The organism is Alkaliphilus flagellatus (genome assembly GCF_018919215.1).
GTDB classification, from domain to species: domain Bacteria; phylum Bacillota; class Clostridia; order Peptostreptococcales; family Natronincolaceae; genus Alkaliphilus_B; species Alkaliphilus_B flagellatus.
In genome coordinates this window covers 74,565-95,435 of record NZ_JAHLQK010000001.1, presented here as the reverse complement: position 1 = coordinate 95,435, position 20,871 = coordinate 74,565, and the positions used below count along the sequence as shown (strand labels likewise).

21 protein-coding genes and 1 other annotated feature are annotated in these 20,871 nt (G+C 32.4%); of the genes, 2 read left to right on the top strand and 19 right to left on the bottom strand.

Features of this window, described 5'->3' with window-relative positions:
* Positions 1–4: 4 nt before the first annotated feature.
* The 16 genes from murQ to asnS form a co-directional block, all read right to left on the bottom strand.
* Complete coding sequence (gene murQ, locus KQI88_RS00450; RefSeq protein ID WP_216414402.1) at positions 5–907, bottom strand: N-acetylmuramic acid 6-phosphate etherase; 903 nt, start codon at positions 905–907, stop codon at positions 5–7.
* A 196-nt stretch (positions 908–1,103) separates the two neighbouring features.
* Positions 1,104–2,003: a phosphatidylserine decarboxylase gene (locus KQI88_RS00445; protein ID WP_216414401.1), complete on the bottom strand. Its 900-nt coding sequence runs from the start codon at positions 2,001–2,003 to the stop codon at positions 1,104–1,106.
* Between the two features lie 65 nt (positions 2,004–2,068).
* On the bottom strand, positions 2,069–2,512 hold the full coding sequence (locus KQI88_RS00440; protein ID WP_216414400.1) for a hypothetical protein: 444 nt from the start codon (positions 2,510–2,512) through the stop codon (positions 2,069–2,071).
* Positions 2,513–2,613: 101 nt separating this feature from the next.
* Entirely contained in the window at positions 2,614–3,201 is a 588-nt protein-coding gene (gene pyrE, locus KQI88_RS00435; RefSeq protein ID WP_216414399.1) for an orotate phosphoribosyltransferase, read from the bottom strand.
* A gap of 52 nt (positions 3,202–3,253) precedes the next feature.
* Positions 3,254–4,168 carry a dihydroorotate dehydrogenase gene (locus KQI88_RS00430; protein ID WP_216414398.1) on the bottom strand — a complete coding sequence of 305 codons (915 nt, stop codon included), beginning with the start codon at positions 4,166–4,168 and terminating at the stop codon, positions 3,254–3,256.
* On the bottom strand, positions 4,161–4,934 hold the full coding sequence (locus tag KQI88_RS00425; RefSeq protein ID WP_216414397.1) for a dihydroorotate dehydrogenase electron transfer subunit: 774 nt from the start codon (positions 4,932–4,934) through the stop codon (positions 4,161–4,163). The genes KQI88_RS00430 and KQI88_RS00425 overlap by 8 nt, the downstream gene beginning before the upstream one ends.
* A gap of 16 nt (positions 4,935–4,950) precedes the next feature.
* A complete protein-coding gene (gene pyrF / locus KQI88_RS00420; protein WP_216414396.1) occupies positions 4,951–5,877 on the bottom strand; it encodes an orotidine-5'-phosphate decarboxylase in 927 nt (308 codons plus the stop codon).
* Between the two features lie 45 nt (positions 5,878–5,922).
* Complete coding sequence (locus KQI88_RS00415) at positions 5,923–7,212, bottom strand: dihydroorotase (protein WP_216414395.1); 1,290 nt, start codon at positions 7,210–7,212, stop codon at positions 5,923–5,925.
* A 61-nt stretch (positions 7,213–7,273) separates the two neighbouring features.
* Positions 7,274–7,444: a hypothetical protein gene (locus tag KQI88_RS00410; RefSeq protein WP_216414394.1), complete on the bottom strand. Its 171-nt coding sequence runs from the start codon at positions 7,442–7,444 to the stop codon at positions 7,274–7,276.
* A gap of 99 nt (positions 7,445–7,543) precedes the next feature.
* Positions 7,544–8,392, bottom strand: a complete 849-nt coding sequence (locus KQI88_RS00405) for a metallophosphoesterase (protein WP_216414393.1) — start codon at positions 8,390–8,392, stop codon at positions 7,544–7,546.
* 83 nt (positions 8,393–8,475) lie between these two features.
* Positions 8,476–9,240 (bottom strand): type I 3-dehydroquinate dehydratase, encoded by a 765-nt coding sequence (gene aroD / locus KQI88_RS00400; RefSeq protein ID WP_216414392.1) that lies wholly within the window; start codon positions 9,238–9,240, stop codon positions 8,476–8,478.
* A gap of 33 nt (positions 9,241–9,273) precedes the next feature.
* Positions 9,274–10,350, bottom strand: a complete 1,077-nt coding sequence (locus KQI88_RS00395; protein WP_216414391.1) for an NAD(P)H-dependent flavin oxidoreductase — start codon at positions 10,348–10,350, stop codon at positions 9,274–9,276.
* 28 nt (positions 10,351–10,378) lie between these two features.
* Positions 10,379–11,407, bottom strand: coding sequence for a low-specificity L-threonine aldolase (ltaE, locus tag KQI88_RS00390; RefSeq protein WP_216414390.1), 1,029 nt, complete (start codon positions 11,405–11,407; stop codon positions 10,379–10,381).
* A 30-nt stretch (positions 11,408–11,437) separates the two neighbouring features.
* Positions 11,438–12,868: a DEAD/DEAH box helicase gene (locus KQI88_RS00385; protein ID WP_216414389.1), complete on the bottom strand. Its 1,431-nt coding sequence runs from the start codon at positions 12,866–12,868 to the stop codon at positions 11,438–11,440.
* Between the two features lie 411 nt (positions 12,869–13,279).
* Entirely contained in the window at positions 13,280–15,001 is a 1,722-nt protein-coding gene (locus KQI88_RS00380) for an FAD-binding protein (protein WP_216414388.1), read from the bottom strand.
* Positions 15,002–15,168: 167 nt separating this feature from the next.
* Positions 15,169–16,560, bottom strand: coding sequence for an asparagine--tRNA ligase (gene asnS, locus KQI88_RS00375; protein WP_216414387.1), 1,392 nt, complete (start codon positions 16,558–16,560; stop codon positions 15,169–15,171).
* 212 nt (positions 16,561–16,772) lie between these two features.
* Positions 16,773–17,018, bottom strand: a binding site (T-box leader).
* A 215-nt stretch (positions 17,019–17,233) separates the two neighbouring features.
* Here asnS and KQI88_RS00370 point away from each other — a divergent pair.
* Both KQI88_RS00370 and KQI88_RS00365 read left to right on the top strand, forming a co-directional pair.
* Positions 17,234–17,533, top strand: a complete 300-nt coding sequence (locus tag KQI88_RS00370) for a hypothetical protein (RefSeq protein ID WP_212380423.1) — start codon at positions 17,234–17,236, stop codon at positions 17,531–17,533.
* Positions 17,533–18,183 carry a polysaccharide deacetylase family protein gene (locus KQI88_RS00365; RefSeq protein WP_216414386.1) on the top strand — a complete coding sequence of 217 codons (651 nt, stop codon included), beginning with the start codon at positions 17,533–17,535 and terminating at the stop codon, positions 18,181–18,183. Before KQI88_RS00370 ends, KQI88_RS00365 begins: the two co-directional genes overlap by 1 nt.
* 112 nt (positions 18,184–18,295) lie before the next feature.
* Here the strand turns inward: KQI88_RS00365 and KQI88_RS00360 are convergent, their stop codons facing one another.
* The 3 genes from KQI88_RS00360 to KQI88_RS00350 all read right to left on the bottom strand — a co-directional run bounded on the left by KQI88_RS00360 (position 18,296) and on the right by KQI88_RS00350 (position 20,684).
* The gene (locus tag KQI88_RS00360; RefSeq protein ID WP_216414385.1) at positions 18,296–18,733 is read right to left on the bottom strand and encodes a hypothetical protein; all 438 of its coding nucleotides are present in this window, start codon (positions 18,731–18,733) and stop codon (positions 18,296–18,298) included.
* Complete coding sequence (locus KQI88_RS00355; RefSeq protein ID WP_216414384.1) at positions 18,733–18,933, bottom strand: helix-turn-helix transcriptional regulator; 201 nt, start codon at positions 18,931–18,933, stop codon at positions 18,733–18,735. Before KQI88_RS00355 ends, KQI88_RS00360 begins: the two co-directional genes overlap by 1 nt.
* 128 nt (positions 18,934–19,061) lie before the next feature.
* Positions 19,062–20,684, bottom strand: a complete 1,623-nt coding sequence (locus KQI88_RS00350; protein ID WP_216414383.1) for a PucR family transcriptional regulator — start codon at positions 20,682–20,684, stop codon at positions 19,062–19,064.
* Positions 20,685–20,871 lie beyond the last annotated feature (187 nt).

The following is a 20,871-nucleotide window of genomic DNA, read 5'->3' as shown; positions in this document are numbered from 1 at the left end:
CTCTTTATATATTTGTTAAAGCCTTTCTAATATATCCATGATTTACATCTAAAAGCTTTCTTGCATCTTCCTTTGAAAGTTTAGATTCAATCATAAGTATTGCCAACTTCACATCATACTCAGTCTCTTTTAATACTTCTTCTGCTTCTTTTCTAGATATATCAGTTGCTTGTATTACAATTCGAATAGCTCGTTCAACTAATTTTAAATTTGATGCCTGCATATCTACCATCAGGTTTTGATATACTTTACCTAATTTAATCATGACACCTGTAGATAACATATTTAATACCATTTTTTGCGCTGTAGCTGCTTTCATTCGTGTGGAACCTGTTACTACCTCTGGACCAACAATTGGTGCTATAGAAATTTGTGAAGCCTCTGCTAAGTCTGAATTCGGATTACAGCTTACTCCAATTGTAATTGCGCCCATATCATTAGCATATTCTAAAGCAGATACAACGTAAGGAGTTCTTCCACTAGCAGCAATACCGACAACCACATCTTTAATATTAAAATTAATATCTTTTAAATCTTGTACTCCCCTTGGCCCATCATCCTCTGCTCCTTCTACTGCCTTTAGTATAGCGCTTTGTCCTCCAGCAATTAATCCTTGCACCATAGAAGGATCTGTTCCATAGGTTGGCGGACACTCAGATGCATCTAAAATTCCAATTCTTCCACTGGTGCCTGCCCCCATATAAATCAGTCTTCCGCCTTCCCTTAGCTTTTCTGCAATTGCATCTACTGCCCTTGCAATATTCGAAATTTCATTTTCTACAGCTAATGCTACCTTTTTGTCTTCCTCATTAATCATCTTAATCATTTCATCTGTGGACACACAATCAATATTCATAGTATTAGGGTTTCTACCCTCAGTTATTAATTTTGATAAATTGAGTTCCATATTTCATCCTCTATTCTAAAAATTTAGTTTCTTTGCATATTAATATTATAATACCCTTGAAAATATATTTCAAACTTTATTTGTAAAATTGATAATTTTTTTCATAATCGCATACTAACCTTCATTTTTCGACAAAAACTATTCATCTGACTCTAATTTTCAACAAAAAAATAATGGCTAAGTCAGCCATTATAATTTATGTCAAATAAATCTTTCCTATCCTATCTCCCATATCCACCTTAGTCTCTATTTCATCATTTGTATTTTTAATAATATCATCATCAATTTTTACACTATCTTTCTGTAAAAACATAATGACTGTGGAACCTCCAAACTTAAAGTAGCCCTTCTCTTCTCCTTTTTCAACCTTCTTGCCTTCTTCATAGGTTTGAATGATAGACCCTACACATGTAGCACCTACTTCAATAAGTACCATTTGTCCAAAATTATCTGAGTTAAATAAGGTAATCTCTCTTTTGTTTTCACAATAAATTTTAGCTATCTTACTTAAGGCTATAGGATTAACAGAATAATAATTACCATCTATCTTTTTACTGTAATAAGATACTCCACTGTCTGGAAAATGAAACCTATGATAATCTGAAGGACATAGTCTTACAACAACACATGTACCTCCATCATACTGCTGAGCTAACTTAGTATCTTGAAAAAGCTCTTCTAATCTATATATAGAACCCTTAACCTGAATTATTTCATCCATCTTAATATTTTCATAGGCTAAAACCCTGCCATCGGCGGGAGAGACTAAACTACCTGCTTCATTGCAAATAGGCCTTGCATCTTTTTTAAGTCTACGAGCGAAAAAATCATTAAAGTTTTTATATTTTAATATATCTTCTATTTCAGCCTCATCCATTTGAATATTTAATTGGTTAACAAAAGATGAAATTTTATTTTTGCTAAAAGCTATATCCTGAATTTTACCATATAAAGATGAAAATAACTTCTTTTTTACAATTAACTGTAGTATAGAATTTCCAGAATAGGTATTATACATCCATCTTAAAAATCTATCACCTGCTACAACTTCCTTTTTTCTTTCTCCTGTTTTCCTATCAATATAATATATATCCATACTCCAATCACCCTTTTTATGTCTTATATTTAATCTAGCCTTGAAAGTATAAGATCTTTATTAATTTAGTAAAATGCAAAATGCCATCGACGATTTTTATAAACTACAAATTCCCTTGTATATAGCTTACCCCCTTGCCCATCAATAATATAAGTATATTTATTGTTTTTTAATTCATCTAATAATTTTATATCTATATAATACAATTCACGGTTTCTACTAAATTTATTTTCTGTAAAAAATAAATTTAAATTTTTCTCCTTAGTCCAATTAATTGACTCTCCTAAAGGATATCTACCATATTCCTTATTGTATTGTTCAACTATTTCTACTACAGAATCATATTCTTTTTTATATTTTGCATAAACATAATCTTCATATTTAAAATAAGTAGGTAAAACTGCTACGCCAGCTAATACTATAATAAAGGATATAAATCCCCTTGTATAGGTTGTTTCTTTTCTATTAATAACAAATAGATTTTCTATTTTTTCTAACAGCCTATTCATCCCCTTTTCCTCCCCTTACAATTTAATACAATTTTATACTATTAATACTTACTTAACAACAAAAAATTATAATGGGGATTATTTAACCATCCCCATTATAATTAATCCTTTTTAATTCCCCTACTACCTGGTTTTACAAGAGGGATATTTCCTTCTTTACAGATAGGGCATTCTTCAGCACCGTATGATAAAACCTCCAAATTTAAACCTGCCCTTAGCTTAGTTCCAAAATCAATTTTACCATTACTCCTATCTACCAAAACTGCAACCCCTACTAGTTCTCCTCCTGCCTCTTTTACTAGCTCTATAACTTCCTTTACAGAGCCACCTGTTGTAATTACATCTTCCGCAACTAAAACCTTCGCTCCCTTAGGTATAGCAAAATCCCTTCGTAAAACCATCTTTCCATTTTCTCTTTCTGTAAACATAGTTGGGGTTTCCAGCTGTCTAGCTATTTCATAGGCCATAATAATTCCTCCAGTAGCAGGTCCTACTACAATATCTATCTTATCATCCTTAAATTCTTTAGCTAATCCTTTACATATTTCACCTGTGTATTCTGGATACTGCAATACTTGTGCACATTGCATATATTGATCACTATGTCTTCCTGATGTTAATAAAAAGTGTCCCTTCTTTAAGGCACTTGTATCTTCTAGAATTTCTATAACTCTTTCTCTTTTTATCATATTAATTTCCTCCATTTATAATTATTTTGAATTGGATTGAATAAATTACTTATTAATATTGCAAGCTTTTCCTTATTTCATCAATATTACTAAACTCATGCTTCTTCATATACTTTTCAATACCATCTAAAACCTCAATTGTAGCAGTAGGATTTGTAAAATTAGTCATACCAACAGCCACTCCAGTAGCTCCTGCCAACATAAACTCTATGGCATCATCTCCATTCATAATTCCACCCATACCTATAATAGGTACATCTACTGCCTTTGCTACTTCATGCACCATTCTAACTGCCACTGGCTTAATAGCAGGACCTGATAATCCGCCTACTATATTAGCCAAAATAGGCCTTTTTTTATTTATATCTATTGCCATTCCTAGTAGCGTATTTATCATTGATAGAGCATCAGCTCCGCCAGCTACTGCAGCTTTTGCAATTGATACTATATCAGTTACATTAGGAGTAAGCTTTACTATTAAAGGTTGCTTGGCTACCTTTTTAACTGCCTTTGTTACATGCTCTGCCATAAAAGGATCTGTACCAAAACATACCCCACCCTCCTTTACATTAGGACAGGAAATATTAAGTTCTATCATATCTATATCCGTTTCTCCTAATCTTTCAGCTACCTGGCAATATTCCTCTACAGTTTTACCTGCTATATTAACTATTATTTTGGTGTCGTATTGTCTTAGGAAAGGAATGTCTTCCTTAATTAATACTTCTACTCCTGGATTTTGTAATCCTACGCTATTTAACATTCCACCATAGGTTTCTGCAATACGTGGACTTGGGTTTCCTTTCCAAGGTTTCATAGATACTCCCTTTACTACTACTGCACCTAATCTATTAAGATTTATATATTCGCTATACTCTTTGCCACTTCCAAAGGTGCCTGAGGCGGTCATTACAGGGTTTTTTAGCTCTACACCTGCAATATTTATCTTCATGTTTGGATTATTCATTCCAGACTACCTCCTCACTCCAAAACACTGGTCCATCGGTACAAACCTTTTTATTTTCCCAATCCTCTTCCTCTTTTTTCTTGTATTTACAAGTACAACCTACACAGACGCCTATTCCACATGCTATTCTCTCTTCTATAGATACTTGAGCTTTTATACCCATCTCCTCTGCCCAAATACTAACAGCATTTAACATTGGTTTTGGTCCACAACTATATATCATATCTCCACTGGTATTTTCGTTTTTAAGAAGGTCAATCACATTACCCTTAAAACCTACTTTCCCTTTATCTGTAGCTACAAAGACCTTTACTCCATAATTTTCTAACTCTTTAACTAAAATTGGACTCTCTGCAAAACCTAAGAAGGCATATATCACTCCTGTTAAATGCTTTGCTAACTCTATTAAAGGCGGCACTCCTATTCCACCACCTATTAAAATATGTTTTTTTATACTTTTATCTATTTGAAATCCATTTCCAAGGGGACCTAATACCTTTACTGTTTCACCTTTTTTTAAAAGTGAAAAACTATTAGTGCCCTTTCCAACTACTGCATATACTAGAGCTACAATTCCTTTTTCCTTATTAACTTCACAAATACTTATGGGTCTTGGTAGAAGATTTTCGCCTTCTTTGCAATATAGATTTATAAATTGTCCAGGTAAGGCTACTTTTGCAATTTCATCTAATTCTAATTCCATACGAAATATATTTTCTGCTATTTCTTCTTGATTGATTATAGTTGGATAATATACTTTTTTCATATATCTCTCTCCCATTTTAGAATAAGTTTTTTTGTAAATCTTCCTTCATACAAAGAGCGGCTTCTCTAGCTGCTAAAGAAAATTCATGCTCTGAAAACCTTGATCTGTTTTCTTCTTTTAAATAGGCTGCTATAATTCCTCTCGATGAGTTAATTATTGCACCTAAGCCATCCTTATTAAAATATGCCTTTAAGTCCTCTGCTTTTCCTCCTTGTGCTCCGTAGCCTGGTACTAAAAAATATGTGTTAGGCATTATTTTTCTAAGCTCCTTTGCCTGTTCTGGATGGGTAGCACCTACAACTGCTCCTATTTGGCTATATCCACTTTCTCCAATTAGTTCTTCTCCCCACTTAGTCACAAGTCTACCAACCTTTTCATAAAGCTTACCTTCATTTGTTTCTAAATCCTGTATCTCACCACTATTTGGATTTGATGTTTTTACAAGTATAAACAAGCCTTTATCATATTTTTTACAATACTTAACATATGGCTCTATAGAGTCAAAGCCTAAATATGGATTTAAGGTTATAGCATCCTGATTATAAATATCCTGGGATTTTTCTTCGATTTCTACTTTTCCTATATGCCCCTCAGCATAAGCCTCTGCTGTTGAAGTTATGTCCCCACGCTTAATATCTCCAATTACCATTATTCCTTTTTCTTTTGCATATTCTGTTGTCCTAATATATGATTCTACTCCTTCAGGACCATATTGTTCGTACATAGCTATTTGAGGTTTAACTGCAGGCACTATATCATAAATGCTATCTATAATTTCCTTATTAAATCTATAAAATATTTTTCCAACCGCCTTAGGGGTTTTGCCATACTTCTCAAAATACTCTTCTTTTATAAAAGTAGGTATTATTTCTAATCTAGGGTCCAAGCCTATAACCGTAGGATTTTGTTTTTTATTAATTTCCTTTATTAATCTATCTATCATTTTTTTACCCTCCATATAAAGTTTATTTTTAATCCAAAACTTAATTTACTTGTTATCTTTTATCCTATCGTACACAACTTCTCCATTAACTATGGTATATTCCACCCTTCCATTTACTAATCTATTATGAAAAGGACTGTTTTTACTCTTTGAAGCAAATCCCTTTACATCTATTTTGTATTCAACTGAAGGGTTTATAATAGTTATATCTGCTATCTTTCCTACCCCTATATCCCCCTTATCTATATCTAATATTTTTGCTGGATTAATTGTAAATTTTTCTATTAACTCCATCGGTGTAAGCCAACCTTCCTTAACTAATTCTGTAATACCAAGGGGTATAGCTGTTTCTAGACCTACTATTCCAAAGGGAGCATTACTAAATGAAAGACTTTTTTCATCCTTATGATGTGGTGCATGATCCGTTGCTATTACATCTATAGTTCCATCTTTTAGCCCCATTTTTATAGCTTCTACATCATCTTGTCCTCTGAGAGGTGGGTTCATCTTCATGTTAGTATCTAAGGATGATACATCTTTATCCGTTAAGGTAAAGTGGTGAGGACACACCTCTCCTGTTACATTGGCTCCTATAGACTTTCCAAATCTAAGAAGGTCTACACCAAGGCTTGTACTAATATGGCATATGTGAAGCTTTGCACCTGTACCTTTGGTTAATACAATGTCTCTTGCAATTATTACATTCTCGACTTCAGATAAAATTCCATCCATTCCTAATTCTTTAGATACTGCCCCACTATTCATAACTCCCCCGCATAGCAATGTTTCATCCTCGCAGTGTGAAAAAACAGGTATATTTAAATCTTTCGCTATCTTCATACCTTGGCGCATAGAATCAGAATTCTGAACTGTTCTGCCATCATCGCTTATGGCGCAAATACCTATCTTCACCATTTCATCTATGTTAGCCAATTCTTCACCCTTTAGGCCTTTCGTAATACTTCCAATTGGCAGAACATTAACTATAGCTTTTTCTCTAGCTCTACTTTTAACAAAATCTACAACATCTTTACAGTCTATTGCAGGATTTGTATTTGGCATACAGCATATAGTAGTAAATCCACCTTTGGCAGCACTTCTGCTTCCTGTTTCTATAGTTTCCTTATGTTCAAACCCAGGCTCTCTCAAGTGGACATGAAGATCTATTAATCCTGGCGTCACCCAAAAATCCATTGCATCGATTATTTTATCTGCCTCATCCAATATTTCATCCTCAATTTTTGCTACCAGTCCATCTATCAAAAGAATATCCTTTATTTCATCTAGGCCTGTACTCGGATTTATTACCCTTCCACTTTTAATCAGTAGTTTCATATTTATCTCCCCCTCTTATCTCTGTTTTTAACAAAATAAAAAGAGACAACAAGAAGGCATTTTACCATCTTATCGTCTCTAATAAATTAAACATTAAATTACTTAACAAATTACAAATAAAAGGAAATAATACTAAGAAATTTCCTTTGCTATTATCAGTATTAGTTACTTGTATGTTATATTTTTCTGTATAGCTTAAAAAAGTATTTGGATATACTTTAAGTGTAATCATCTAAATTCCTCCCTTGCTGGTCTCACTGGACCAAATTAAAGGCACTAGGCTATAATAGATTATTGTTATTTAAATTATGTTAAAAGAAGTCTACCATAGTTAAAGTGTATTGTCAATATTTAAAGTAACTACAATTAATTCAGGCCTATTAAACAGTCTTTGGGGAAAAATACTGTTGCCTAATCCCCTACTAACAATCATTTTTGAGTTTTCTGATTGATATACACCCGATGTATATTTTGGTAAAAACCCCTGACCTGGTACCCATATCCCACCTATACCAGGAATTCGAAATTGTCCTCCGTGTGCATGGCCTGAAAAAATCAAATTAACCCCATATTTAGAATAAGTTTTAAACTTTTCAGGTCTATGAGCTAATAAAATAGAAAACTTATCTCTATACTTCTCTTCTATTACTGACTTTAAATCTCCTTCTAAATAAACGTCCTTTTCATAATAACCTCCACTATATTTTGCTGGATCATCAATTCCAAATAATAAAATAGATTCTCCTTCTTTTTCAATAACCTCAGCAGAGTTGCTTAATACTTTTACTCCATACTGTTCTAGCTTTGGATGAAGGCTATTCCATTTACCGGACCACCACTCATGATTTCCAGTAACAAAATATACTGGTGCTAGTTTTACAATTTGTTTAATAAACTGTAAACTTATTTCCTCATTGTATCTTCTTCGATCAATTAAATCTCCAGTAATAACTATTAAATCTGGGCTTATCTCAACAATTTCTTTCATAAGCTTTTCTTGATTTTTTCCAAAACGCTTATTATGCAGATCAGATATATGAAGTATTTTATAGTTTTGAAATTCAGATGGTAGTTGACTATCCTTAACTTCTATAGAAGAGATTCCTATTCTATTATTCTGATCAAATAAGAAAAGTATTGCAGCAAGCAACAATGATGCAATCCAAAGAATCTTTTTCATTTTACACATCCATTTCAAATATCTATTCTAAAATATATAAAAATTCACTGCTAATAAACTAAATCTATTAGCAGTTTACAATTCTACAGGTTATTATGCAATAATTGAATTATTTTACGCAAATCTGCTACTGAAATTTGCCCTGGTGCTGAAGTCTTTTTAGCTGCACCAAAAGTTAAATCAGAACCAAATAATTCACCTGTTAATCTACTAATAGCACCTTTTCCATCCATCGACACAGTAATAATAGGTCTATCAGCATATTTCTCTTTCATTATACACGTTGCATCTAATAATGTAATTACGTCCTTAGCAGAATTAGGCATTACTGCTATTTTAGGAATATCTCCACCTAATTCAGCCGCCCTACATAAACGTGATATGATTTCCTCTTTTGGAGGTGTTTTATCGAAATCATGATTAGAAATAATTACTGCTACATCGTTTTTACGAGCCACATCAATTAATGTCTGTATTTCTTCTTCCTCATTAAATAGTTCAATATCTACAATATCAATAAGCTTTGTACTAGCAATTGTTTTGTTAAGTTCAAAATAAAATTCTTTACTAACTTCTCTTTCTCCGCCTTCCTTGGCATTACGGAATGTAAATATAATAGGCTCATAGACTAAAACTTCTCTAATTGCTTGTAGAGCTGTTTTTATTTTATCTATATTTTCAGCATCTTCAAAAAAATCTACTCGCCATTCTACAACATCTAAGTCAAGACTTTGTAAAAAGTTAGCTTCCTCTAAAAGTTCATCTAAAGTTCTACCTACCATAGGTACACAAATTTTAGGTAAACCTTCCCCTATTGTAACGCCTTTAACTGTAACCACTTTTTTCATCTATATGCATCCCCGTGTTATATATTATAACTTCTACACTAAAGCAGCCTCTGCATCACTAAGTAGCTCACTTATCAATTCTTTTACAGTTACAATCTTACTTAATCTATGGGCATTGCTTCCCGCAAATATAAGACCTTCTTCTAACTCTCCTTTTACAGCCTTAATAAGAGCTGTCGATATACAATAGGGTGTTTCTTTAGGATTACATGGTTGTAGGCAATTATAGCACTTAGTTACTGGAATTCTTTCTAATTCTACTCTTTCTATTAGTTTGTTTTTAATAGCTCTACCTGGCATACCAACAGGACTTTGTACAAGCTGAACATCGCCTTCTTCTGCGTTTAAATATGCTTCTTTAAAATTTATATGAGCATCGCACTCTTCGGTAGCTACAAATCTAGTTCCTATTTGGACACCAGAAGCCCCAATTTTGATGTATTTAGCTATATCTTCACCACTAAATATTCCACCTGCTGCTACTACAGGTATTTTTTTCTCGTACTTTTCCTCAAAAGGCTTAATAGCTTCTATAACTTCTTTTACTATAATCTTTAAATCTGGCTTAGTTTCAGCATTTAGCTGGTCCAGTGAAAACCCTAAATGTCCTCCAGCATCTGGACCCTCTACAATTATTAAATCTGGTATATAGGAAAATCTTCTATCCCATAGTTTTGATATTAAAGCCGCAGCCTTACCAGAAGAAACAACAGGTGCTATTTTAGTTTTAGTTCCTTTAATTAACTCTGGTAAATCTGTAGGCAGACCTGCACCAGAAATAATTAAGTCTATTTTTTCCTCAACTGCTGCTTTAACCATATCTTTATAGTTATTAATAGCAGCCAGTAGATTAACACCTAGTATACCCTTTGGACTAATCTCTCTTGCTTTTTGTATTTCTTTTTTTAAAGCTCTTATGTTAGCTTCTCCATTATTAGTTTCAAAATCCGGTTCTCTAAATCCAATTTGAACTCCAGATATTACTCCAATGCCACCTTCATTTGCAACAGCGGATGCTAGCCTAGAAAGAGACACTCCAACCCCCATAGCTCCTTGAATTATTGGAACTGAAGCCACCAATTCTCCCAGTTTTAAATTGGGTAATCTCATTTTATCTACTCCTTATTAATTATTCTGCTTACTTGGATAATAATTCTTCTAAAGTATTTACAACATAAGAAATTTTTTCTTTTGTTATCCAGTAGTGGGTTACAAAACGCATTACTCCATTCTCTGGTGGATTTATCTTTATTCCTTTACTATATAATATATCTACAAGATTTTCTATATTATAACCAGTATTCTTAATGTTAAAGAATACCATATTAATATGAATGTCTTCAAAGTTTACTTCAATTCCTGGTATTTTACTTAACTTTTCTCCTAATAAAAGAGCATTTTCGTGGTCTTCTTCTAATCTTTTGGTCATTTCCTTAAGAGAAATAAGTCCAGCAGCACCTAAAAATCCAGCTTGCCTTAATCCTCCTCCCATTAACTTCCTGCCTTTTCTTGCCTTATCTATAAATTCCTTTGTTCCTGCCAATATAGAACCTACCGGAGCGCAAAGTCCCTTTGAAAGACAAAACATTACAGAATCACAATTTTTAGTTACTTCCTTAACATCTACTCCTAAATGGGTAGCAGCATTAAATATCCTAGCCCCATCTAAATGTACTGGAATGTTATATTTTTGCCCTATCTTATAAATTTTTTTCATATTTTCTAGTGGAATTACCCTTCCATTTGAATGGGCATTTTCAATACATATTAGACCAGTTTCTGGATAATGAATATCCTCTTCCCTAATCTTACTTTTTATTTCTTCTGGATTCAAAATCCCTTTATTACTTTGTAAGGTTCGTAATTGAACTCCTGCAATAACAGAAGCTCCCCCTACTTCGTGAGCAACAATATGACAATCATCTCCTAAGATAACCTCATCACCCCTCTTGCAGTGAGTAAGTAATGCTAACTGATTGCCAAAAGTACCACTTGGTACAAATAGAGCTGCTTCTTTACCAACTAGCTTTGCTGCATATTCTTCTAACTCTACAATTGTCGGATCATCTCCATAAACATCATCTCCAACGACTGCCTTAAACATTTCTTCACGCATTTTATCAGTTGGCATAGTTACTGTATCACTTCTTAAATCAATAAATTTCATTTTAAATCTGCCCCCTTGTATATTTTTAAACTATCTTCGTCCTCTCCTGCTTGACTTATTTATATTTTTGCTATATCTGTTATCTCTACTATCTTTACCATGTCTACTATTTTCATTATCCTCATTAAATCTAGCATCCTTTATATCCTTGCTATAATTTTTATTATTATTTTTTCTATTAGAATCCCCAAAATCCTTCTTACCCTTGCTCTTACCCCATGACTTACCTTTGTCCGAACTTCTACCTCTGTTTGCATCTCTATGCGTATCCTTTTCTCTACTATTCTTAAATTCCTTTTTCTTAGCTTCTCTCTCAAAGGTAGCCTCTATAGATTCCGCTCTACCCTCTGGTTTATATATAGTTTTTTCGATTCTTTGATTAGTTCCTTTTTCTATCATATTTAAAAAGTCTCTATCCTTTGGAGCTACAAAAGTAATAGCCACTCCCTTTTCTCCTGCACGACCTGTTCTGCCTATACGATGGATATAGCTTTCTACATCATTTGGTATATCATAGTTAAAAATATGAGTTATACCTTCTACATCTAATCCTCTTGCTGCCACATCAGTAGCTACTAAAATCTGTAACTTGGCGTCTCTAAAGGTTTTCATAACTTTTTCTCTTTTAGCTTGAGTCATATCACCATGTAGCTCATCTGATAAAAACCCTTTTTCTATTAAAGCTTCATTTAACGCTTTCGCTCTACGCTTTGTACGACAAAAGACTATAGCTAAAAAAGGATTTTGTTGCTTTATCATTTCAATTAGAGCTTGCTGCTTATGTCTATCAGTAGTCTCTACTACCAGCTGTCTAATTTCTTCTAATGTTACCTTATTACTTTGAATACGTATTTCAATTGGACTGTTCATATATCTATTGGTCAAAGCTCGAATTCCCTTTGGAATAGTAGCGGAATATAACATTAATTGTCTTGTAGGTGGAGTCTTTTTAATAATAAACTCTACTTCTTCCAAAAATCCCATAGTCAACATTTGATCTGCCTCATCTAAAACTAGCTTACTTACACCTTTCAAATGTATAGTTCCTCTTCTTAAATGATCTAATAATCGACCAGGTGTGGCAACTACAATATGCATCCCACCCTTTAATTTATGTATTTGTTTTTCTACATCTTGCCCACCATAAATAGCAATAACATTTGCCCCTACTCCAGCTGCTACTTTTTTAGCTTCTGTTGTAATTTGTAGTGCTAGCTCTCTTGTAGGTGCAAGTATTAATGCTTGTACATCTTTTTGATTCGGATTAATCTTCTCTAATATTGGAAGTATAAATGCAAAGGTTTTTCCTGTACCAGTCTGTGCCTGAGCAATTATATCCTTTCCATCTAGCGCAATAGGAATAGTCTTCTCTTGTATCGGTGTTGGCTCAACTATTCCCTCTGTATTTAATTGCTTTAATATTTCTTCTCTTATTCCTAAGCTTGAAAAATCTAATTTCATTATGTAATCTCCTTTATAATTTTCATATTATATTTCTTGTGTACAATATAACTTTTAATTAACTATGTAAAATAACTTTTGATATTTAAACATAGCTTACTCGTTTAATTATATAATAATCTATCTTTATGTAAAATAATACGTAAAATAATCTTTTTTTGAAAATAAATAAAGTATTATATTACTTATTTATAAATTTATCAGCTTATCTTTTGCGATAAAACTAAACTTTGGAATAATAAGCTAAATTAAAAACCTCCAAGTTAATTTTATTTTACCTTAACTCAGAGGTTTTATTTATAAATTATTTTACAGTCTAAAATCGACCATTTGCCTTTAGTATTAAAAGCCTATTTGTCAGTCTTTAAATTCTATAGACCTTATATGTTGATATATTTAAATATATTTATATTAATTTTTATTCTTTATAAATTCAGCAGCTTCCTTACCTGATATTCTACCAAATACTACAGCACCACTGTATGCAGCACTTGTAGCTGTAACTTCACCTGCAGCATATAATCCTTCTACTACTTCTTTGTTAGTATTCAGAACTTCAGTTTTTTCATTAGCTAAAACTCCACCTTTTGTCATATGTATAGCAGACTCTACTTGTACACCATAGTAAGGTCCTTTTTCTCCAAACTTTTCAGCAAAAGATTCTTTTCTAAAAGGATCTTTTATTTCACCGTCAACAGCTTTATTGTATGTATCTACTGATTTAACAAGGTTTTCTCCATTAACTCCAAGTTTCTCTGCTAATTCTTCTAAAGTATCAGCTTTTTCATGATAACCTAAATCATTATGTTTCTTTAGTCTATAAAAAGATTCATAAAGTCTTTGGTCATAAATGTAGTAAACCTTTCCATTAGGTTGCTCTAATATTGTATGAGCTAATTCAAGACCACTAGATGTTTCGTCTACAAATCTCTCGCCATTTTCATTTACAAAAATAAACCCATCTCCTGCTCCAGTAAGATCTCTTCTTCCTTTAATAATCATCTTAAATACAGAAAGTACATCCATATTTTCTAATTGAAGATTATTTTTTTCAAATACTGGGATAAAGTCTCCTGTAGCTCCCATTTGATTTGAAGTTTCAACTAATTCAGCACCAGGTGCATACTTTGCTAATAGTTCTTTATTAGCTGAAAATCCACCAGTTGCAAGAATTACAGCATCAGCTAAGATGTCATAGTAATCATTTTTATGTTGAACCTTAACACCAACAATCTTATTGCCATCAAAAATTAAATCTAGACCTTTTGTGCCAGTACGAACATCTATACCAAGTTCTTTAACTCTTTTTTCCATGCCGTCTTGGATATGTTCTCCAGCATAAGCATCACTCTCTGCCATATGGTTAGTTTCGCCATAACTATAGTTTAAATTAACGCCAAAGCTTCTTAACCATTCATCTACCTCACTTGCACCTTGTGCCCATACTGTCACACGTTCTTTAGAGTCGGCAACTGATCCTTTTCCTTTTATAAAATCCTCTGCTGTAATATTAATTCCATTTTCTTTTTGTGCTTTTGAATTAATCATATCAAAGAAGTTCATATCAAATTTACCATTACCACTTAAAATATCTAATTTTTCAATCAATATGATATCATCTACTCCTGATTCTTTTGCACTTATTGCAGCTGCAAGTCCAGCAGGACCTCCTCCTACAACAAGTAGTTTAGTATTTACTGGTTCTAGTTCCCTGCGTTCAGTTTCTGGTCCTTGGGTATCAAAAGTAATTTTGCCAAAATCTTGTCCATATCCTTTAGCAGCTTCAGCAACAGCAGTTTTAATTCCAAAAGAAGTATAAGTAGCTCCACTTACACTATCTACTATAGGACTTTGAGCTTCTAAAATCCTTTCTTTTATAACAGGGAATGCTCTAGTCATTACAGGGCTAGTTTCTGCATCTGATATTATTTTTATATCAACCATCTTATTTCCTTCTGTAATTAACTCAAGCTTAATTTCACCGCCATATCCCATACCCTTACCTTCATATGAATTGTTTGAACTTCTAGGATTTGATTCTGTATTGCTTTCATTTGTACTAACCTTATTTGACGTACATCCAACTGTAAAAATTAAAGAAATTGTAAGTAACCATAGAATAAATTTTTTCATGTCTATCCTCCTAGTCATTTTGTTAAATTTATATCAATATCATTGTAACATGGTTAACTGTAAATTTCAACATCACTTACCAAAAACTCCAAAATTACCCTTTCTCTATTTCGTAATATTAAAAATAAAAAACACCCTGATTTTTCAGAGTGTCTTCTAATAAAAAATTAAAATTCAGCTGATTTAGGTGTTCTAGGGAAAGAAATAACGTCTCTAATGTTAGTCATTCCTGTTAAATACATAATAGCTCTTTCAAAACCTAGACCATATCCAGCATGTCTTGTACTACCATATTTTCTAAGTTCTAAATACCACCAGTATTCTTCCTTATCAAGACCCGTAGCATCCATTCTTTCTTCAAGTAGATCTAATTTGTCTTCCCTCTGGCTTCCACCAATAATCTCTCCAATTCCTGGTACTAATAAATCCATTGCTGCAACTGTTTTACCATCTTCATTTAATTTCATGTAAAACGCTTTAATATCCTTTGGATAATCTGTTACAAATAAAGGCTTTTTAAATACTTTTTCTGTCAAATACCTTTCATGCTCTGTTTGTAGGTCACTACCCCACTCTACAGGATACTCAAAGTTTTCTCCAGATTTTTTAAGAAGTTCAATTGCTTCTGTATAAGTAACTCTACCGAAATCGGAAGCTACTACATTATTTAATCTATCTAATAGGCCCTTATCAACAAAGCTATTGAAAAATTCCATTTCTTCTGGTGCATTTTCCAATACGTAGTTAATAATATATTTTAGCATTTCCTCTGCCATTTCCATGTTATCATTTAAATCTGCAAATGCCATTTCTGGTTCTATCATCCAAAATTCTGAAGCATGTCTAGCTGTATTAGAGTTTTCTGCTCTAAATGTTGGTCCGAATGTATATATATTTCTAAAGGCTAAGGCATAAGCTTCTCCTTGTAGCTGTCCACTAACTGTTAAATGAGCTTCTTTTCCAAAGAAATCCTTTGTAAAGTCAACATTACCGTGTTCATCCACTGGAGGGTTTTTAGCATCTAATGTTGTAAGTCTAAACATCTCTCCTGCACCTTCCGCATCGCTAGCTGTAATAACAGGAGTATGTGTGTAAACAAAGCCTTTTTCTTGGAAAAACTTATGAATTGCAAAAGCAGTTAAAGAACGAATTCTAAATACTGCTGAAAAAGTATTACTTCTAGGTCTTAAGTGGGCAATCTCTCTTAAGAACTCGAAGGAATGTCTCTTTTTCTGTAGAGGATAATCGTTATCAGAACTACCTTCTACAACAATATTTGTTGCCTTAATCTCAAAAGGTTGTTTAGCATTAGGTGTTACCTCTAGTTTTCCTTCTACTCTTATAGATGTGCTAATAGAAAGCTTTGATATTTCAACAAAATTTTCTAGACCTTCTTCAAATACAATTTGAATATTCTTTAGAAAACTCCCGTCATTTACTTCAATAAATCCAAATGCCTTTGATGCTCTTAATGTTCTAATCCAGCCTTCAATTGTTACTGTTTGACCTGCATATTTATCTGTGTTGCGATAAATATCTTTAATAAGTATAGATTTCATAATTCTTCCTCCTCTTTAAATTATATTTATTATTGTAAACTTATTTTTTAAGATAAAATACTTCTCTAAGCTCATATAATACGCAGTTTCGCATCTCAAATTTATTTGCTCCCTGTGGTCGCATAAATTTGGTGCTCATTGCGTTTGACCTACCAGCAATTTGCCTTGCAAATTGGGTTAGGTCATAAAAAAAGCCCTCATCCCTCTAGTAATAAAGGGACGAAGGCTATATCTTCGCGGTACCACCCTAATTGTCATATACATGACCGGCTCCATATCAGTACAAAAATTATACTGTCCACCAAATAACGGTGTGGTTCCGTCTAAGTCTACTTGCAATAAGCTTTCGGTTAGAAACTCAGAGATGTTCTTCCATATAGGGCTTAATATCGGTCTTCCACCACCACCGACTCGCTAAAATTGTTTCCTATACTTACTCTTCTCTTCATAGTTTTTTTATATTATGTTTTGTGTTACAAATATTATAATCATAAAGAAGTAAAATGTCAAAGGATTTAAAATATATTATATCCCAAAATTCGATTATATATCCTACCATTTATAAACTAATCATAGTATATCTAAATTATAATAGCTTGTCATAGTTCAGCATTGTTATGAATAAACTTCTTATTAGATGTATACAACTAATCATATATCAGGGGGAATAGATGTGCTAAGAGAAAATTTTATTTTAAAGGATAAAAACTATATACTATTAGTGTTATTTATATTTGTAATACTTTCCTTTCAAAACTGGTACTTTGGTAGTCTAACTAGCCAGAACCAAGAGTTAATAAATATAAATAAAGAAGTGCTTTCAAGCTATAAGGAATTGATAGATAATCATTTAAAATATAGTGAAGATGTCCATTATATGAGAATAACCGCCGAAAACCTAGAAAAACAAAACAAAGAGCTAATGGAGAAAACAGAAAGGCTGAATGAACTTTTTTTCGACCAAATGTACTAATGACAACTCCATCAACTAAGAAAAATGTATATTTAACCTTTGATGATGGCCCTAGTATAAATACAGCTAAAATACTTGATATATTAAAGGAATATAATATTAAAGCTACTTTTTTTGTAGTTGGTACAGCAAATGAGCACTCTAAAAACCTATATAAAAGAATTGTAGATGAAGGGCACACTTTAGGAAACCATACATATTCTCATAATTACAAAACCATATATGCCTCAGAAGAAAACTTTATACAGGATTTTAAAAAACTAGAAGATCACATATATGATATAACAGGAGTAAAAATGGATATTATGCGTTTCCCCGGAGGGTCAAATACAAGAATTCCTCATAAATACTCGGATGAAAAATTTATGAAGCGCATTACCACGAAGATGCTTTATGATGGTTATCAATATTTCGACTGGAATGTAGACTCAAAAGATGCTAAAGTAGTGAAACAAAGCAAAGATGTAATTATAAACACTGTACTTGATGGAGCAAAGCATAATAATCCTGCTATAGTTTTATTCCACGATAGTCTTCCGAAGACAACTACAGTAGAAGCTCTGCCAATTATAATTGAAGAGCTATTAAAAGAAGATTATACTTTTGATGTACTTCATAAAGATTCTTTTTATGTGCAGTTTAAAAAATAAAAATAAAGAGTGGACGTAATGTAAATATTCTAAGTACATATGTCCACTCCTTTATGTTATATGCTAATATATAAATTTATGTCTTAACAAATTTCCTGAGCATTAAATCATGTTACATTTTACTATTAAAATATTTATATGCTATAAAAAATGCTAACAATTGAATATACATTGCTCCTAAGGATATAAATGCTGGAGTTTTATAATCCAGCCAAACAAATACAAAAGCCATTATTATAAAAAGAATAGTTGCTGTTAAATTTGCAATGGTATATGCAATTCTCAATATCTGAATATTTCTTTCATCTTTTAATTCAATTTCCTTTTGTCTTAATTTTTCAGGTGCAGTTCTCTTGTGCTGAATTAACTTGATAACTCCAATAGCTACAAATGCACCACCCGTACCCGAAAACATGCCCATAAGCATACTCATATTGTGTGCATCTTTTGGAAGATTACTATAATATACAATCCCAAATACTAAGGTTACAATACCAACAACAATCAAAACTTGCCAAAATCTATTGTTTTTAACTGATTTGCACAACATTATTTTCCCTCCTCATAAATAAAAATTTCCTCAATTGACATACCAAAATATCTCGCAACTTTAAAGGCCAATGTAATAGATGGGTTATATCGCCCATTTTCTAGTGAGCTTATTGTTTGCCTTGAAACTTCTAGCGCTAAAGCGAGTTCTTCTTGATTAATTCCCCGTTGCTTTCTAATTTCTTCTAATCGATTTTTCACCTTTTACTACTCTCCTTTCAACTTGCTTGGAAAGTTTGCTTTACATTTTAAATATACCATTATTACTTTCTTATGTCAAGCATGCTTTACATGCCTTTTATAATAAAAGCAGACTATTTTTAAGTCTGCTATTGATTTTCCAATAGTATTAGCCCCAATTGTAATTGGAAACAGTAATCAAAATCTGATAAATCATTACCCAAGATATCTTCACATCTTTTTATCCTATACTTTATGGTATTCCTATGCAAAAACATCCTTCTTGCTGTAGCAGTTATACTGCATCTGCATTCTAGATATACTTGCAATGTCCTACGCAATTCTAACATCATTTCATCTGTGCTATATGCCAATTCCTTTAATATGTGTAAGCAGAAACCTTGAACTTGCTCATTGGATACGGATTTTAATAATTCAGAAGCGTTCTTGGGTCTATAGTATTTGATATATGAAATGTTTCCTTTACATTCACCGTATCTATAGCCTTCTATTGCTTCTTTATAGGAAAACTTAATAGAATTGATATCTACCATACTATTTCCATATGAAAAGATGATATTAATCTTGAATATCTTCTGTACCATATCATGAAAATCTGACAATCTATCAAGCATATCTGGACAATTCCCTTGCAATAGAATTAGAAATCTAAAATTTGAAGCTTCAGGAAACATAATTATCTTACCATTAAAAATTCTATTTATTTCTTTATCCATCCAATCATATATTGCTACATATTGTTCTTCCTTACTGGAAAAATTGGTATAGTTAAATTTTTCGCCTTCAAATGTTTCTAATGTCCCCAAGATAACAGTATAATCCTCAGAATCTAACAATCCATACTTCTCACCAATGACCATCAGCTGATGAGATGTCCAAGACTCATCTTTATATCTATTTAACAAAATATTCAGAAATTCTTCCTTATTTTTAAGAGCATTACCCAACATATACAGATTCTTATACATTGACACTCTGAAGATTAGAAGTACCTGTTCAATTACCATTTCAGATAAGGCAGCAACCTTATTTTTGCTATCAAAAACAAAAAGATAATAATAATTTTGCCCCACATTCTTAATGGTAAATATTGAAGTCTTTTCCACTTGATTATCCTTGATCGATGCGAACTCGCCGCTCTTTCGATTATATAATTCATATTTATGGAAGGTTTTTTCTGCTAATGCTACCTTTTCCTTTGTACAAGTAGAATTATAGCTGATAATTTGGCCAAAGGGGTTCATTAATGCAACAGGCTTTTTTAAGGCATGACCAAGGTTGTTGAGCATAGTTTTTATGGAAGTACCTTGAATTACAAGATTTGAAAACTTTTTTTGAGTATTTAGAGCTGATAACAATTCTTCATTTTGATTGTTCCAAAGGTGGGATAGTAGATTATGATAAACTTCTCCTAATGTCATTTCTAATGGAATTTGTAATAGTGGAAATCCCAATTCATCAGAAACCTGGATTACCCTTTCATCTAATTTGTCAATAAATCTTCCAAGCTTAATAGCAAGCCCTGCGCAAGGAAGATTATTTAATGTGTATATTAAATCTATTAAACCTTCTTGGTTATTTTGGTAGGACATAGCAGTAGTTATAAGCAACGAATTGGGTGTAAGATAATTTACCACATCTGGTGTTTCAGTGGATTCAACAGTTATAATCCTTCTAGTTAAATCCGCATTATTATTTATTACTTTAAACTTTTTAAAACTTTCTATTTCAAATAATTCTTCAACTGTCATTTAATTAACCTCCAAATCCTAATTTGGTACAAGTAATCTTTAACGACACATTTTATTAGCCATACAAACTTTCTTGAGCAATATCATACTTGTTTTTATTTTAGTATAATCTATAATAATAATCAATAAAAAAGTAATTCAACTGTTTCATAAACCTCTATATTATCGTGCCTTATGTCATCACATC